Genomic DNA, 16501 nt, shown 5'->3' on the forward strand with positions numbered 1-16501 from the left:
AAAGATGAATTACAGCCATAGCTTTTGTCATGGAGAGATGAATTATACACGTTTTTTAACAGTACCAGCCGCCGTTGACTGATAAAATTTGTCCTGTAATATAACTTGACTTTTCTGAGGTGAGAAAACAAATAGCATCTGCAATTTCTTCAGGAGCTGCAAGTCTGCCGAGCGGGATCTCTTCTTCGAGCACTGTTAAGTCTTCTGCTGAAAAAGTGCTTAACATGTCTGTATGAACGGCTCCAGGTGAGACTGCATTTGCTCTAATTCCACTTGGCGCAAGCTCTTTAGCCAAACCTTTTATAAAGGCATTTTGCGCCCCTTTCACCATGCTGTATAGCACTTCACACGATGCGCCAGTTTCCCCCCAGATGGAGCTCACCGCAATGATGACACCCGCTTTTTTTTGAATCATTGCTGGCAGTAGTAATTGTGTGAGTTCATAAGGACTTGTTACATGGAGCTGCACCATTTCGGCAAGTGTCTCTTTTGAAGTGTCCGTCACTAAGCCAATATGACTTTTGCCGCTATTGAAAATTAAAATATCAGGAGAATGCGGCAGACAGCTGACAAGTTCATCTGCCCCGCTTGTTGTTGATAAATCAGCTTGAACCACATGTGTTTGAATGTTGTACATCTCTTTCAGATGAGCGGCGAGACGTATGGCCGCCTGATCATTTTGATGATAATGCAACATGAGATGGTGGCCTTCTTGAGCAAGCCTTTTTGCTGTCGCTTGCCCAATTCCACCACTGGCACCAGTTATAAGCGCCCAACTGCTCATAGAACGTTCCTACTTTCTTTATGAATTGCCTTACTCTTTTCGTTTAAATGGGAACCAGTTTGCTGATCCGAACATTCGCACCATAACAGGTACGAACAATGGTAGCACAATGAGTGCATACAGTAAAAGTCCCGTTAACACAAGTGTTGCAATTTGTAAAAGAGATAACACACCTGACGGCAACATAGCCGCAAATGTACCTGCTAAAATGACAGCAGCTGATATGATCACAGAACCCATATTCTTCATGGATTCGGTCATCGCCAGTTGTGTATCTTTTGTTTTGTATTCGTTAAACCGCTCCATTAAGAAGATCGAATAGTCAACACCAAGAGCCATCAGAATGACAAAGCCGAAGAATGGGACAGCCCAGTTGATGCCTGGATATCCAAAGAAGTGAGTGAAAATAAACTCGGTCACACCTATCGCTGTAAAGTAAGTCAAAATAAGAGATGCGACCAAATAAAGCGGCATCACAAGAGAACGGAACAGCATCACCAATATGAGAAATATGCCGATCATCATATAAAGTACCGTTTTATTAAAGTCTTGATTTGACAACTGTTTTAAATCAGCATTCATACTTGAAACACCCGCAACACCAAAAGATGCATCTTTTAAATTTGTTTCAGGGAGCACACGCTCGACTGAAGCTTCTACTTGTTTAATCGTCGTCATGGCGTCATTGCCATATGGATTTTTTTCTAAAATGACATCAATCTTTGTCATCTTTCGATCATCAGACATGTATGAATCAAATACTTGCTTGAATGCTTTATTTTTCAGTATTTTTTTCGGAATAAACCAGCCGGCCATGTCTTGATCTGGTGCATTGTTCAATTCATCTAAGTAGTCGCCAGCACCCATTAAACCGCTTGAAACCTTCTCAAGTCCTTCTACACTTGCATTGAGACCATCAGTCAATTTGATGAGATCTTCACCAAAACCTGCAATCTTTTCTTTCATTTGTTTTTGACCTTCTACGATTTTACCTGCACCATTTTCAAGCTGTGGTAAACTGTTTGCCAACTGCTCTTGTCCTTTAGCGGTTTGATCAAGCCCATTTTCAATTTTGTCTAAACCTGCAATGAGCTGATTAATTTTATTCGTAAAGACTTTTTGCTGCTCTGATGCTTTTGCGATAAAGGCATCAGCAGTTTCAAGCTGTTTTTTCGCTTCTTTTGCTTGTTTTGCGTAACTGTCTGCCTGTTTGGACCCTTCTTGTAAGATAGTAGATAGTTCCTTGTATGAAGATTTGATGGTTTGATACGATTGATTCTCTTTTACCTGTGGAATTTGCTCTTCGAGTGTACTGAATTGTTTATTTGCTTGACTGATCAGTGCTTTCACATCATTTGCTACAGATGATGCGGTGTCTACCTGCGATAATACCGCCTTTAATTCCTTGGAAATGCTCCTATAAAGAGTGACTTGCTGATTCACTTGAGCAACTTGAGCGGTTAATTCTTTTTTAGCGTCCTTTATTTCCTCTTTAATCGTTGCTACACCTTGTTTGTTTTGGTCGATTCCGTCTTTTAGTTTTCTTAACGTTTTTTCGACATGTTGAATGCCAGTTTGCACGGATTTTGTACCAGAAATTAATTGATTAATGCCTTTTCCTGATGATTTGATTTGTGGTGTTTGGTCTTCAATGGATTTACTCGCCTTCGCAAGGCCGTCTTTGATTTTTTTCAATCCTTCATTGCTGGACTCAAGTCCGTTATTCAATTGTTTGGCTTGTGACTTCACGTACAGATCACTCAGCCCTTTACCGACTGGACGTGTCGCACTTCTGACTTTACTCACGCCATCTGTTTGTTCAATGGCACGGCTTAATTTTTCAACTGCGATCAGCCCTTCGTTATTGTCAAGGAGATTAGATGATTTCACAACAACAGTTGCTGGGAGCGCTTCACCTGGTCCAAATTTGTCAGAAATCGTATTGAATGCATTGACAGATTCATACTTATTACCGATTTCATCCAAGCTGTTATAGGAAAGTGTTCCTTTATACATGAGAATAGGAGGAAGTGTCATCATCCCGACAATTAATAAGCTGAAAAGTGGTTTCTTGAAGGAGAAACGACCTGCTGTTTCCCACATTTTTGATTGTGGATGGGCAATATCACCTTTAATCGGCCAAAATAAAACTTTTCCTAAAACGGCCATAAAGAATGGAACGACGGTGAGCAGTGCCACAATTAGCACAGCGACACCAACTGCGACCGCGACAGCTGATTTATAAAGCTGAAATTGTGCTAGACCAATACATGTAAAACCGATAAGAACAGCAATTCCGCTAAACAAGACCGTCTTCCCTGCTGTTTGATACGTGATAAGGATGGCCTCAATTTTGTCTTTCCCATGCGCTATCTCTTCTTTAAATCGGCTTAAGAGTAAGATGCAGTAGTCAGTTCCAATCCCAAACATGATGGCAACCATAAAGATTTGGGTAAAAGTAGAGAGCGGAAAGTCTGCATATTTGACTAAGTAAGCGACAATCGATTGACTGACCAGATAAGAAAGTGCCACTGTCACTAAAGGAACAAGAGGCGCTACTGCTGATCTGAAGACGAGCACAAGTACGACTAAAATAAATCCAATTGTAATGAATTCAGTCTTTTTCAAACCTTCTTGAGAGCTTGTGATGACATCATCATCAATTAACGGCTGTCCTGTCATTTCATACTTCAGATTCAGGCTCTTTAGCTTTTTGTTCACTTTCTCTTTAAAATCAGATGCCTTTATCTTGTTTGAATCATATGTAACAGGAACAAGCAAGGTCGATTGGTCTTTTGAGAGTAGCTGCTTTTTGATATCTTTGTTTGCTTCAAAATAAGAAGTGATGTCTTCTACGTGGAGGTCTGCATCTTTTTCTAACATCTGCAATGCCTTTTTTAAAGAAGGCTCTCTTTCTGTGACAAGATTCTTCTCTTGAAAAACAATCACGAGTGACTTTTCGGTATCTCCGTTTTCAGACATTTTCTTTATTAATTGATTCGCATATGAGGACGGATAACCATCAGGTACGGAAATTTGCCCTTTTTCTTTTGTTAATTGCGCCATATGAGGAGCGGTGATCAATAATACTGCCGCTAATGCGCCCCAAAGGACCGTGATAAGCCATCTACCCTTTATGATTGCTCTCATTAGTGCCTTGTGCCTCCTCTTCGATGATAATCTGATAAAGCTTTTCATATGTTTGGATAAACAATTCTATTTCCTTTTCTTCAAACTTTTCAAAATAAGAACGAACAAGATCTTGAAGCTGCTTCTCCATTCTTCCCACGACATCTTTCCCCTCTGTGGTCACATATAAGTGAACATTTCTTCTATCGACTTGATCGTGCTGACGAATGATATAGTTTTTATTAAAAAGACGATTTGTCATGGATGTCACAGCACTTTTATTGACATTACATTCAGCGGCCAATTCTGTTGATGTGCACCCAGGATGTAAGTTGATGTAACGAAGCGAGAAATATTGATCGAGTGTAAGTTCTTTATCAAGCTTTTCGGTGATCAAGCTTGATACTTTTCTCTCCATCATGAGATATACATCTGCATATCTTTGAATAAGCTGTGCAATTTTTTGTTGTTCCATATGCTGCCCCTTTTAGTTTAAGTGTTGAACTATTAAAGAGTTTAACTAATAAGTAAAACAGTGTCAATCATCATCTTCAAAAAGTTCAACTGCTTTAGTTTGTCACAATGAACACAAAAAAGACAAACCCTATTTACGCGAGTTTGTCTTTCTATGAATTAACGTGTTTTGGGGACGACTTTGAATACTGACATTCGTTTTTCATCAATTTCTTCATCTAATATCTGCTGAATATCTTGTAAATTCAATTGCTCTAATACTGGAACGACATCGAATAAACTCATCTCTAGAAACGCATATCTTGTGAATTGATTTGCAATGTATTCTGGAGAGTTCATGGCTTTTAAAAAGCTGCCAATTTTTTTCTTGCGGGCGAGCTCAATCTTATCTTCTGTGATGAGGCTCTTTGCTTGAAGAAGAGTTTGTTTCAATTCAGCTGCGAGCTGATCGGGATCGTTTGTATCTCCGCCAACTGAAGTAAAACCAAATCCGCCTTCTTCCGTATAGTCGTAACTGAATGTCTCATCAATCAAGCCTTTTTCATACATCCGCTCATATTGCAGCGAACTTTTGCCAAATAACGTCTCTAAGATGATATTCATTCCAAGCTCATGCTTTAAAAGCTGTTTGCCTTTTTTATGTGGATTCTTTGTTTTTAAACCAAACATACACTTAGAACCTTGAACGTTCATTTTGAGCTCATATTCTTGACGATATACATTCTCAGGTTCATTGATTTCTTTCCGCTTAATATCAGGCTGGTCTGTAAAAGGTTTTTTCGCTTGATTCGCTCTTACTTGATCTAATATTTGCTTAGGATCAACAGGACCGACAACGAAAAGTAGCATATTGCTCGGATGATAGAACGTTTCATAACATTCATACAAATGATCCTTTGTGATGGGTGCAATGCTTTCTACTGTTCCAGCAATGTCGATTCTGACTGGATGCTCTTGATATAAATTTTCAATGAGCCCAAAAAATAAGCGCCAGTCTGGGTTATCGTCATACATGTTGATTTCCTGACCGATGATTCCTTTTTCTTTTTCAACCGTTTTTTCGGTAAAATAGGGGTCTTGAACAAAGTCAATGAGCGTCTCAAGGTTTTGCTTGACATTTGTGGTACTTGAGAATAAGTAGGTCGTTCTCGTAAACGTTGTAAAAGCATTTGCAGATGCACCTTGTTTACTAAAAGTATGGAATACATCGCCATCTTCTTTTTCAAACAGCTTATGCTCTAAAAAATGGGCAATGCCATCTGGAACACGTATCATCTTCTCCTGACCAAGTGGCACAAATTCGTTATCGACTGAGCCATATTTGGTTGTAAAGCTTGCATATGTTTTGTTAAACCCATGCTTTGGCAGCACGTAAACGTCTAATCCATTGTCCATTTTTTCGTGATACATCGTTTCTTGTAGCTGATCGAATTGAATTGTTTTCACCGTCATGAAGCACCCTCCGTTCCTTTCAGAAAATAGGTCGTATCCCATTCGATTTTCTGACCCACTTTGATCATATCCTCTTTTGTCACGCGCTCTAACGCTTCTAAAAAGGAATCAAGGGTCTCTCCTGTTGGAATGACCGCATGCTGATATAGATATTCCGCTGTACCATAAGGCGTATCAATGGTTTCTAGCAGTTGATTTTTGACGACGGCCTTTGTTTGTTCAATAGCCTCATCTGTAAAATCACCTTTTTGCATAGCTTCAAATTGCTCTTTAATGATGTCGACAGCTTGGTGATAGTTCGCTACTTCAATTCCAGACATGACCATCATCAAACCTTTAAAGCTCTCAAGCCTTGACACAGCATAGTACGCAAGACTTGCTTTTTCACGAACATTGATAAAAAGTTTTGAATGTGAGAAGCCGCCAAATAGACCATTAAATAAGTGCAGCGCTGGATAATCTTGATCGGCGATTGTTGTATGTGTGCGAAAGCCGATATTCAGCTTGCCTTGTTTGACATCTTCTTCATCGATGACTTCTTTTGGTTCTGCATGTGACCTTGATGAATCCGCATCTTTTTTAACCGGCTCTCTGTCACTTGTTTTGAAATATTCAGTGACCATCCGCTTGATATCTTGCTCGTCAACGTCTCCCACAACATAGAGATCAAGCTGATCTGAATGAAGAGCATGCTTATAAGCTTCATAAAGAGTGCCCTCAGTGATCGCATCTAGGTCGTCCATTTCACCATGAACGTGCAGAGCATACGGCTCACCTTTACACATCTCTTGAACTAGTCGTAAATTTGAATAACGCATCTTATCATCATAAACAGCCTGAATGCGTTGCTTTAATGTTCGTTTCTCTTGATCTACATATAATTTGCTAAACACCCCTTCTTCAAGATATGGGTGGAATAGAAGGTCAGCCAATAATGATATCCCTTTTTCTAGTAAAGGGGACTGATCTTTTAAATATTTTTCATTCGCCATTTCAAGACGGAATGTAATGACATGATTCTCACCTTTTTTCGCCATGTCTGCCGAAACCGTCGCACCATAAAGCTCGTCAAAATAAGCCCGCAATTCTCCTGTTTTCGGCCATTTTTCTGTTCCCCTTAAAAGCACATGGGGAAAAAGGGAACGCATGGTCACGTCATCTTTAGATAAAGGCGCAAGCATTTTAAAAAGAATAGTCACTGTTTTAAATTTTTCTGTTTTGACAATATGTGTATTCAGACCAGCTGTCTTGAATGTGTTCTCTTGTAAATATGTCATGAGAAACCTCCTTTGTTCATCCTATTTATTATGTATTAGAACATAGCTGATCTATACGCAACTCAGCCATTTAATAGTCATTATATCAATCAGAGGAAAGGATAGGAAATAAAAACGCCTCTGCATAAGCAGAGACGCGGGCTACGATTTCATCCTGAACGGCCACCAATTCCATTTGCCGAAAATATGGACCATAACCGGAACAAATAGCGGCAGAACAACAAAAGCATATAACAAAAGACCAATGAGCACAACTGTTGCTATCTCAACAAGAGATAAAACACCTGATGGCAGCATAGCTGCAAAGGTGCCACCTAAAATGGCAACTGCTGAAATAATGACTGAGCCCATATTTCTCATTGCTGATATCATCGATGCTTGAACATGTTCTCCCTTCCATTCATTAAAACGATCCATGAGGAAGATGGAATAATCAATCCCAAGCGTGACGAGAATGACAAAGCTGAAAAACGGCACAGCCCAACTTACACCATCATAGCCAAAGAAGGTTTTAAATATCCATTCTGTTAAACCGATGGATGTAAAATACGTTAAGATCATTGATAGTGTTAAGTATATAGGCATGACAATAGAACGTAACAATAAAATTAAAATAAAGAAAATTCCCATTAACATAAATATAACGGTTCGAATAAAATCACCGTCGGATGTTTCTTTTAAATCAACATTTAAGCTTGATATACCTGATACACCATAGTTCGCATTTTTCAATCCGCTCTCTGGCAAAAATAGATCAAGTGTATTCTCAATTTTTGCCACACCTTCCATCGCTTCATTGCTATATGGATTTACATTCAAAATGACTTCAAATGTCGTTAATTTGCGATCTGGAGACATATAGGTATGAAAAATTTGCTTAAAATCATGTCGTTTTAACACTTCTTTAGGAATAAACCAGCCGGTTACTTCTTCATCGGGTGCCTGTTGGAGCTGCTTTAAATAGCTATCAGCCTCTGTGAAGCCGTTTTTAACTTGCTCTAACCCTTCAATACTTTCATCTAAACCATCTGTTAATAAATTGAGCTTAGATGAAAATTGGCTAAATCCTTTTTTTAATGATTTTTGACCATCTGCTAGCTGGTCTGCTCCATTTTCTATTTTAGGCATTTCTTTAATTAATTGTTTTTGTCCTTTGTTCGTTTGATCAAGACCATCATAAATTTGATCAAGCCCTGTCATTAAATCGTGTACTTGTCGTTTCACTTCTTTCTGTTTACTTTTCAATGCTTGAATGACCTGATTTGCTTTTTTGATCTTTTGTTCAAAAGCTGATGCTTCATCTTCATATAAGCTCATTTGGTCTTCTGCTTGTTTTAGCATTTCTTTTGTTTCCCTGAATACCTTCTTAATGTCCTTATATTCATCCATGTCTTTGAGTTTTGGAACACGCTTTTCAAGCGTTTCAAATGATAGATTCTCATAAGACTTTTTCACTTTTTTGATCGTGGTCATAAGTTCCTGATTTGATTTCTCATGGCGTTCAAACGTGTTGACCATTGTTTGAAGCTCTTTAATCATTGCTTCACTGCTATAATATTCTTGTTCTAGTTCTTTTTTCGCTTCTTTGATTTTTTGTCTGATGGTACCGACACCGTCTTTGCTGCGCTTAACCCCATCTTCTAAAGCAATCAGTGATTCTCTTACTTCTCCAATTCCATTTTTGATGGCTTTTGTTCCATGAATCAACTTGTCAATTCCTTTAGTGGAGTCTTCAATCTTTGGCTTTTGTTTGATAAGAGCTAAGTTTGTTTCTGTCAATCCATCAGAGATTTTCCCTATTCCTTCATTTCCTTTTCCAAGCTCTCCACCTAGGTCTTTCGCTTGAGAAGTGACGTACAGTTGACTTAAACCATCTCCAACCGGTCTTGTGACACTTCGAACTGTTTTTACTTCTTCAATGTCATTTAACTTACGAGTGAGCTTTTCAATAATGACGATCTTTTCCTGATTATCTAGCTCGTTTTCACTTTCAACAAGAACATTCAGCGGCAATGCTTCTCCGTATCCAAATTGATCTGAAATTGTATTAAACGCACGGACTGATTCATACTTTGTCCCAATTTCATTTAAACTGTTATAAGAAAGTGTTCCATCATACATGAGAATTGGCGGAACTGTGATAAGGGCTACTAAACCTAAGCTGATGAGCGGTCTCTTAAATGAAAACCGACCTGCAAGCTCCCATATTTTACTTTGCGGATGACGGATATTTTCTCTTTTAGATGGCCAAAAAAGAGATTTTCCGAAAACCGACATAAAAAAAGGAACAATCGTGACAAGAGCGATCAGCAAAATGCCAACTCCCACCGCAACACTGACAGCGGATTGATACAGTTGAAATTTGGCAAAACCAATGCTTGAGAAACCGACTAATACGGCTAACCCGCTGAAAAACACCGTTTTGCCTGCACATTTATAAGTGATGATGATCGATTCTTGCACATCACGTCCTTGCCCTATCTCCTCTTTAAAACGGCTTAAAAGCAAGATACAATAATCTGTTCCTATACCGAACATAATCGCTACCATAAAAATCTGAGTGAAATTAGATAGAGGAAATTGCGTATATTCCACGAGAAAAGCCACAACACACCGACTTACCGCGTAAGAAATTCCAATCGTAATCAGTGGAACAACAGGTGCTAATATTGATCTGAACACAATAATTAAAATAAAAAAAATAAAGATCATCGTTATAAGTTCAGTTTTCTTCAGACCTTGTTGAGAGCTTTTAATGACATCTGAATCCACAAATTTTTGACCCGTCATTTCAAATGAAACGTTGTAGGGCTTTAAAACTTCCTCAATTTGTTCTTTAATCTTCACAGCTTTTGTTTCATAATGGTCGAATTTGAATGGAACAAGAAGTGTACTTTTATCTTTTGATAAAAGTTGTTTTTGAATGTCCGGATCTACATGAAAATATGAAGTAATTCCGTCAATGTGGAGTTCTGGGGCATGCGTGATGAGTGCAGCTAAAGCCTTTTTTAATTCCTGCTCTTTTGCAGGGAACAGATGTTGTTCGGAGAATACAATCACACCAGTGTCTTTTTTTCCTTTATGATCTGATAGCTTATCCAATAATTGAAGTGCTTCTGCTGTAGGTGTCCCATCTGGAACATTTAATTGCCCTTTTTCCCTCGTTAATTCCTCTAAATCGGGTGCAGTAATAAACAAAATAACGGCTGTTATCATCCACACCACTAATATCATCCATCTTGCTTTAATGATTTGCAACATAGCTGCTTCAAGCTCCTTCTAATTCATCAATCAATTTACTGTTTTTATAAATATGTCTGAAGTGCTGACTGCGACTTACAACTTGCTAATGGCAGGATGACCGATTCAATTGTCCTGTCGTGTTGAAGAAGCAGCCCTTTATTATCCATCCACGACTCTACTTCTGCCAATATAAAGACAGAGAAGAAATCTTCCACCTCCTATTTGGGATAATTTAATAGATATTACTATACTTTAGTTTAACTATCAAAAATTTACATGTCAATTTATAAAAAAGAAAAAAGATGGCAAAATACCGTCTTTTTTCTAAGTTTAAACCGTATTCAATTGTTCACTTTCATCCTTTTTATCGGGCTGGATGAAAAAGAGAACCAAAAATAATGAAATCAGACTACAAATGGTTGAGAGAATAAAGACGATGGAGTCTCCTTTATCCATGAGATACGCATAAATCGGCGGTCCCAAAGCTACGCCGATAAACCGCATACTACTGTAAAATGACGTAATGGTCCCGCACTGCTCTTTTTCAATTCCTTCTGTAATCAGTGCATCAAGTGCAGGTAGTACAATGCCTATCCCAACCCCGCCAATGCTCAAACATATAAATAATAAGTAGAAACTGTGATTCCACCACAAAAAGATATAAGAAAGAGATAATAAGGCCATTCCCACGATTAAAAACAATCTCATTTTTCCCTTCTCTTTTCCGATGGTCTTTCCAGCAACGAAGGAACTAATAGACAAAAAAAGGAGCGGGATACTAAGAAGGAGCCCTTTTTTGACCCCTTTAATTTGATAAGCCGCCTCTAAGTTGTCAGATAAATAAAAGAGCACACCAAATAGAAGAAACATAATAAAACCGCCAATTGCAAAAATAGAATAAAGCCAGCGTCCATCATGTTTAAAAATGGTCTTTGTTGATTTCAAAAATTCTTTAAATGAAGGCGCATTCTCTTCTTTTTTAGCGGATTCAACCATAAACAAGACCATGAGAAAGCTTGTAATTGAGAAAAACGGAATGAACCAAAACGGCATAAACCAAAACCAAGAAGCAAGCAGTGCTCCGATAATTGGACTTAGTACTTTTCCAGCAGTATTGGATGTTTCAATCGCACCAAGCCCTGCACTCACCTCTTTATCATCATGAAATAAGTCTCCTATAAACGGCATGACAACAGGAGCCGCTCCTGCTGATCCAACACCTTGAAGTACCCTGCCGAATAAAATCCACATGTATGGTTCTTTCATAATGGTTGAAGCAACGGCTGCAACAGCTCCTCCAAGACCAGCAATTAAAAGGCATGGAAGTAGCACCTTTTTCCTCCCAATACGATCAGATAAATACCCTGCAATTGGAATGCATAAGATCGCGACAACGGAATATACCGTAATAATGAGTGAGACCTGAAAGGAAGTAATTGAAAGTTTCTTTTCTATCTCTGGCAATACTGGTATTAACATCGAGTTCCCAAGTGTCATGATTAAAGGCACTGATGATAATGCAATAATATTTTTTTTACTGACTGTTTTCTCGCCCAACATCATTCACCCAATTCTATATACTGTTACCTTTTAGTGTGGCAAGTTTTATGGTTATTATGTACGGGCAAAAAAACAAAAGGCAACCGCTTATGAAAGCGCCTGCTTTGTTAAAATCGTTTACGAATGACATGAAAACTGAATTTATCCGCTCGAAAGTAGTTCAGCGAGTATAAAACCGGCTGATCATCTTGATCATAGTGCATTTGTTTCAGTAACAGAAGAGCAGTTTCAGGATCACATTCTAGTATAGGAGAAACTTGATCATGATAGCCAATCGGTTCAATGTCGGCAACTGCATATTTAATCCCGCTATGTGGTTCTCTGCCAAACAGCTCAAAAAGTGATTTGTCCTCATGAGTAAAAGAAGCGGGTAAATGTTTGACAGGAATTTTATCCAAACAATATACGACTGGTTGTCCATCTGCCGTTCGAACGCGCTCCATTGAAAAGATCTCATCAGATTCATCACACTGAAAACGGATGACGTCATTCTCTGTTGGCTCCCCTTCTTGCGAGGATAAGAAGATTGTTCCAGGTGTCATATTCACCTGCTCAATCATTTTCGTGACACTGGTGAGCTGTTCAATGCCTGTTGAAAAGAGGGGTCTTGAATTGACAAAAGTCCCTACTCCATGCCTTCTAATCAAATACTTTTCTTCTTCTAATATACGAAGGGCTTCACGCAGTGTCGCTCTGCTCACTCCTAAAAGTTTTGAGAGCTCGAACTCTGAGGGCAGTTTTTCTTTTTCGGCATATACACCTGTTTGAATATCTTCTTTAATACGGTCAATCACTTTCAAATATAAATGTCGATTGTCTGTTTTGGTAGACATGTTTTCCCTCCGTCTAATCAACGCAAATGATAAGATGAGAAATCTCTGTTCCGAGATAAGATGAAAATAACTATATCATGTTTTGAAAAATAAATAAATAGCCCGACATCCAGTTGACATAATTATTATATGATTGACTTAAAGGACTAAAATGATTTTATTTATTTTAGCCCTTTGTCATCTTTTCAGAAAAACCAGTACTTCATTGGAGCGAATGAAACATTCGTGAGCACCAGCACAGATCTGACAACGAATGCGAGGGGTTTGTCTACACGCTAAGCTCTCTTCCATTTATGAAGAGAGCTCGTCATATTGTTCTTTCGATAAGAGGACTTCTCTCGGTTTACTTCCTTCATATGGCCCCACAACGCCCCGCTCTTCCATTGCATCAATCAGACGTGCCGCTCGTGTATAGCCAATGCGGAATCTTCTTTGCAACATAGAAACAGAAGCCGTTTGCATACCAATGATTAATTCTACAGCTTCATCATATAAATCGTCTTCAACAGCCGTAAGCTCATCCTGCGTTTCTTCACTTGGAATCATTTCTTCTTGATATTGAGCCTTTTGCTGCGTGATGACATGATCTACAACATGTTCTACTTCTTCATCTGATAAAAATGCTCCTTGCACACGGACAGGCTTGTTCGCACCAACAGGTAAAAACAGCATGTCTCCCCTGCCTAGCAGCTTCTCTGCGCCCCCCATGTCAAGAATCGTTCTTGAATCCGTTTGTGAAGATACACTAAAAGCAATTCTTGATGGAATGTTTGCCTTAATAACCCCTGTAATTACATCTACAGAAGGTCTTTGTGTTGCGATAATTAAATGAATGCCAGCAGCACGTGCCATTTGAGAAAGTCTCGTAATTGAATCTTCAACATCAGAAGATGCGACCATCATTAAATCTGCCAGCTCATCCACTATTACCACAATATAAGGGAGCTCTGGTTGTTTTGCTTCCTCGGTTTGATTCATACGTTTAATATAATCATTGTAACCTTCAATATTCCTTGTGCCAGTATGAGAAAACAGTTCGTAGCGGCGTTCCATTTCACTAACCACTTTTTTTAGTGCCTGAGACGCTTTCTTCGGGTCTGTTACAACTGGTGCTAAAAGATGCGGGATACCATTGTAGACATTTAGTTCCACCATTTTAGGATCAATCATCATCATCTTCACTTCATGCGGTTTTGCTCTCATGAGAATACTTGTAATAATCCCATTGATACATACACTTTTTCCGCTACCGGTTGATCCTGCTACAAGCAAATGAGGCATTTTATTCAATTCAGCCAGCACCGCTTCACCAGAAATATTGCGGCCAAGCCCGATTAACAGTTTAGCATTTGGACGATCGTTTTGCTTCGATTCTAAGACCTCTTTTAAAGAGACCATGGCAATTTCGGCGTTAGGCACTTCTATCCCAATCGCCGATTTACCTGGAATCGGTGCCTCAATTCGAATATCCTTTGCTGCTAGAGCCAGTGCTAGGTCATCACTTAAATTGACAATTTTACTTACTTTGACCCCGACATCCGGGTATACTTCATATTTCGTCACTGCCGGTCCTAAATGAACCTGCGTCACCTTTGCCTTCACACCAAAGCTTTGAAACGTTTTCTCGAGCTTTCTTGCATTTTCGTATATGTTTTTCTTATCCGTTTGTTGTCCCGAATGCTGGGGATCAGCCAAAATATCGAGAGACGGCAATTCGTAATCTTTATTTTCGAGTTCAGTAAACGTCATTGGCAGTGCTTCTTTTGGTTGATCTGCCCGATCATGCGATAATGCATTTTGCGCAGACTGCTCTTTTACATGGGGTCCGGTGTCTGTCGATACCTGCTCCTTTTGAACCGGAGGAGTGATCATTTCATCCCTGTCTGCAAAACTGGAGATAATCGGCTGACTATTGTCAGCAAGTGGTGTTTCCGCCTCGATCAAGATGTGATCATCATCGTCATCTTCTTGAACACGTGAACGTTTCTTCTTTTCTTTCTGAGAGGTAGTGCTTTTTTTAGCCCGCCTCATCCCTTTCATATCCTCAACAAACGCCTTCCACTGCTTGATAAAAAATTGTGAAACAGGCAGCAACACCTTTTTAACCATTTCTTGTAGCGATCGATTTGTCATTAGGATAATCCCAATCAGCATCAGTACAATGGCCATGATTTGAGAACCCGCTTGAGCAAATAAAAAGTAGGAAGCTGCAAACAAAATCGCACCGATCATTCCGCCTCCTAAATCAGGAGAGCCTGTCTCACCCTTTATGTCCATTAAGAAAAGCTCAAACGTATTTTTTATCACACTTTGAGAGCCTATGACCCCTGCAGATGATAAGTGCTGAAATAGTTTGACATGTGACAACAGCAAGATACTAGCGATGATGCAGTAAAGTCCTACTTTCCTTCTTGTTAAAATATCAGGTATTTGTTTTTTCCAAAAGATCGTCACACCAAAAAGAAATAACCCGATGAGACAGAGAATGAACCATTCACCTGCAAAAAATCGGAATAAATATACAAAGGTTTGTCCGACAACACCTAACTGCAAAATGGCAATGATCGCTATGGCAATACAAACCAGCCCGTTTAATTCATATTTCAGGTTTAGCTGTTTATTTTGTTTTTTTCTTGTTTTACGTTTTCTTTTTTTTGCCATACTCATCACCTTACTACAAAAGAAAATATAACCTACTGAAAGATGAGAAAGCAGCCTGGTTTTGGCTGCATCTTGTTGTAAGTTTTCCCTTTATTATAGCATAGAATCATTCATCTGCGTTAGTTTGATTCGCACCTAAATTTAACTTCAATCGCTTGCCTGGTGCAAGCTCTTGATTTAAAAAGTCCATTGGATTTGTGCTAAGAACTTGAACGATTTCTGCTTCATCTTCTTTCATTTCAACCATGACAGGCACGCCTTGAATCTGAATCTGCTTAAGCCGGCGCTGCTGCTCATTTTCCTGAGGGTATATCATCTCATACGGCATTGGTGTATATAAAATCATTGGATCATCCCCTCGTTTTGAGAAGATCGTTCTTCTATGAGTTCATTTAACTTTTTAATCGCTTGTCCTACACCGCCGACTTCATTCATGAGTCCATATTCTGCTGCCTCATGACCAACGACATTTGTTCCAATGTCTCTAGTTAAATTACCCTTTGAGAACATTAACTCTTTAAACTTCTCTTCTGTAATACCTGAGTGGCTTGTGACAAAGTTAATGACCCTTTCCTGCATTTTATCTAAGTATTCAAAGGTTTGCGGGACACCAATCACAAGACCGGTTAAACGCACAGGATGAATGGTCATTGTAGCGGTTTCTGCAATGTATGAATAATCACATGATACAGCGATTGGTACACCTATTGAGTGCCCGCCGCCAAGCACAATGGACACGGTTGGTTTTGATAAGGAAGCCAGCATTTCCGCAATGGCTAATCCAGCTTCAACATCACCGCCAACTGTATTTAAAATAATTAAAAGGCCTTCAATTTTTGGATTTTGTTCAACTGCAACGATTTGTGGGATAACGTGCTCATATTTGGTCGTTTTGTTTTGTGGCGGGAGCTGCATGTGACCTTCAATTTGTCCAATAATGGTTAGGCAATGTATATTTGTATCTTGTGACAATTGTGGAACAGCAGTTTCGCCAAGCTGTTGTATTTTGCTCATAATGCTTTCTTTTTCTTCTGGCTTTCGCTCTAGCTGCTGTTCATTTTTTTCATCCATTTGTCTTCATCCTTTCC

The 16501-nt window shown here is 39.1% G+C and carries 11 protein-coding genes; all 11 read right to left on the reverse strand.

Translation table 11 applies throughout. From position 1 onward, the window contains the following. Positions 1-55 precede the first annotated feature (55 nt). The 11 genes from ABVJ71_RS03895 to ABVJ71_RS03945 all read right to left on the reverse strand — a co-directional run bounded on the left by ABVJ71_RS03895 (position 56) and on the right by ABVJ71_RS03945 (position 16484). Positions 56-784 carry an SDR family oxidoreductase gene (locus ABVJ71_RS03895; RefSeq protein ID WP_353855693.1) on the reverse strand — a complete coding sequence of 243 codons (729 nt, stop codon included), beginning with the start codon at positions 782-784 and terminating at the stop codon, positions 56-58. 30 nt (positions 785-814) lie between these two features. Next, positions 815-3934 (reverse strand): MMPL family transporter, encoded by a 3120-nt coding sequence (locus tag ABVJ71_RS03900; protein ID WP_353855694.1) that lies wholly within the window; start codon positions 3932-3934, stop codon positions 815-817. Continuing rightward, a complete protein-coding gene (locus ABVJ71_RS03905; protein WP_353855695.1) occupies positions 3912-4388 on the reverse strand; it encodes a MarR family transcriptional regulator in 477 nt (158 codons plus the stop codon). Before ABVJ71_RS03905 ends, ABVJ71_RS03900 begins: the two co-directional genes overlap by 23 nt. Before the next feature lie 158 nt (positions 4389-4546). Further along, positions 4547-5839: a pitrilysin family protein gene (locus tag ABVJ71_RS03910; RefSeq protein ID WP_353855696.1), complete on the reverse strand. Its 1293-nt coding sequence runs from the start codon at positions 5837-5839 to the stop codon at positions 4547-4549. Further along, a complete protein-coding gene (locus tag ABVJ71_RS03915; RefSeq protein ID WP_353855697.1) occupies positions 5836-7116 on the reverse strand; it encodes a pitrilysin family protein in 1281 nt (426 codons plus the stop codon). Before ABVJ71_RS03915 ends, ABVJ71_RS03910 begins: the two co-directional genes overlap by 4 nt. A gap of 141 nt (positions 7117-7257) precedes the next feature. Continuing rightward, a complete protein-coding gene (locus ABVJ71_RS03920) occupies positions 7258-10377 on the reverse strand; it encodes an MMPL family transporter (protein ID WP_353855698.1) in 3120 nt (1039 codons plus the stop codon). Between the two features lie 312 nt (positions 10378-10689). Continuing rightward, on the reverse strand, positions 10690-11922 hold the full coding sequence (locus ABVJ71_RS03925) for an MFS transporter (protein WP_353855699.1): 1233 nt from the start codon (positions 11920-11922) through the stop codon (positions 10690-10692). A gap of 104 nt (positions 11923-12026) precedes the next feature. Then, positions 12027-12752, reverse strand: coding sequence for a GntR family transcriptional regulator (locus tag ABVJ71_RS03930; protein ID WP_353855700.1), 726 nt, complete (start codon positions 12750-12752; stop codon positions 12027-12029). A gap of 291 nt (positions 12753-13043) precedes the next feature. After that, positions 13044-15413 (reverse strand): DNA translocase FtsK, encoded by a 2370-nt coding sequence (locus tag ABVJ71_RS03935; protein ID WP_353855701.1) that lies wholly within the window; start codon positions 15411-15413, stop codon positions 13044-13046. 106 nt (positions 15414-15519) lie between these two features. Beyond that, entirely contained in the window at positions 15520-15759 is a 240-nt protein-coding gene (locus ABVJ71_RS03940) for a YlzJ-like family protein (protein ID WP_353855702.1), read from the reverse strand. Then, the gene (locus tag ABVJ71_RS03945; RefSeq protein ID WP_353855703.1) at positions 15756-16484 is read right to left on the reverse strand and encodes a ClpP family protease; all 729 of its coding nucleotides are present in this window, start codon (positions 16482-16484) and stop codon (positions 15756-15758) included. The genes ABVJ71_RS03940 and ABVJ71_RS03945 overlap by 4 nt, the downstream gene beginning before the upstream one ends. Positions 16485-16501 lie beyond the last annotated feature (17 nt).

This window comes from Bacillus sp. Bos-x628 (assembly GCF_040500475.1).
Taxonomy (GTDB): Bacteria; Bacillota; Bacilli; order Bacillales; family Bacillaceae; genus Bacillus; species Bacillus maqinnsis.

Bases quoted from the DNA above. Each gene is read 5' to 3' on its own strand.
- ABVJ71_RS03895 (WP_353855693.1), bottom strand. From the start codon at position 784: ATGAGCAGTTGGGCGCTTATAACTGGTGCCAGTGGTGGAATTGGGCAA.
- ABVJ71_RS03900 (WP_353855694.1), bottom strand. From the start codon at position 3,934: ATGAGAGCAATCATAAAGGGTAGATGGCTTATCACGGTCCTTTGGGGC.
- ABVJ71_RS03905 (WP_353855695.1), bottom strand. From the start codon at position 4,388: ATGGAACAACAAAAAATTGCACAGCTTATTCAAAGATATGCAGATGTA.
- ABVJ71_RS03910 (WP_353855696.1), bottom strand. From the start codon at position 5,839: ATGACGGTGAAAACAATTCAATTCGATCAGCTACAAGAAACGATGTAT.
- ABVJ71_RS03915 (WP_353855697.1), bottom strand. From the start codon at position 7,116: ATGACATATTTACAAGAGAACACATTCAAGACAGCTGGTCTGAATACA.
- ABVJ71_RS03920 (WP_353855698.1), bottom strand. From the start codon at position 10,377: ATGTTGCAAATCATTAAAGCAAGATGGATGATATTAGTGGTGTGGATG.
- ABVJ71_RS03925 (WP_353855699.1), bottom strand. From the start codon at position 11,922: ATGATGTTGGGCGAGAAAACAGTCAGTAAAAAAAATATTATTGCATTA.
- ABVJ71_RS03930 (WP_353855700.1), bottom strand. From the start codon at position 12,752: ATGTCTACCAAAACAGACAATCGACATTTATATTTGAAAGTGATTGAC.
- ABVJ71_RS03935 (WP_353855701.1), bottom strand. From the start codon at position 15,413: ATGGCAAAAAAAAGAAAACGTAAAACAAGAAAAAAACAAAATAAACAG.
- ABVJ71_RS03940 (WP_353855702.1), bottom strand. From the start codon at position 15,759: ATGATTTTATATACACCAATGCCGTATGAGATGATATACCCTCAGGAA.
- ABVJ71_RS03945 (WP_353855703.1), bottom strand. From the start codon at position 16,484: ATGGATGAAAAAAATGAACAGCAGCTAGAGCGAAAGCCAGAAGAAAAA.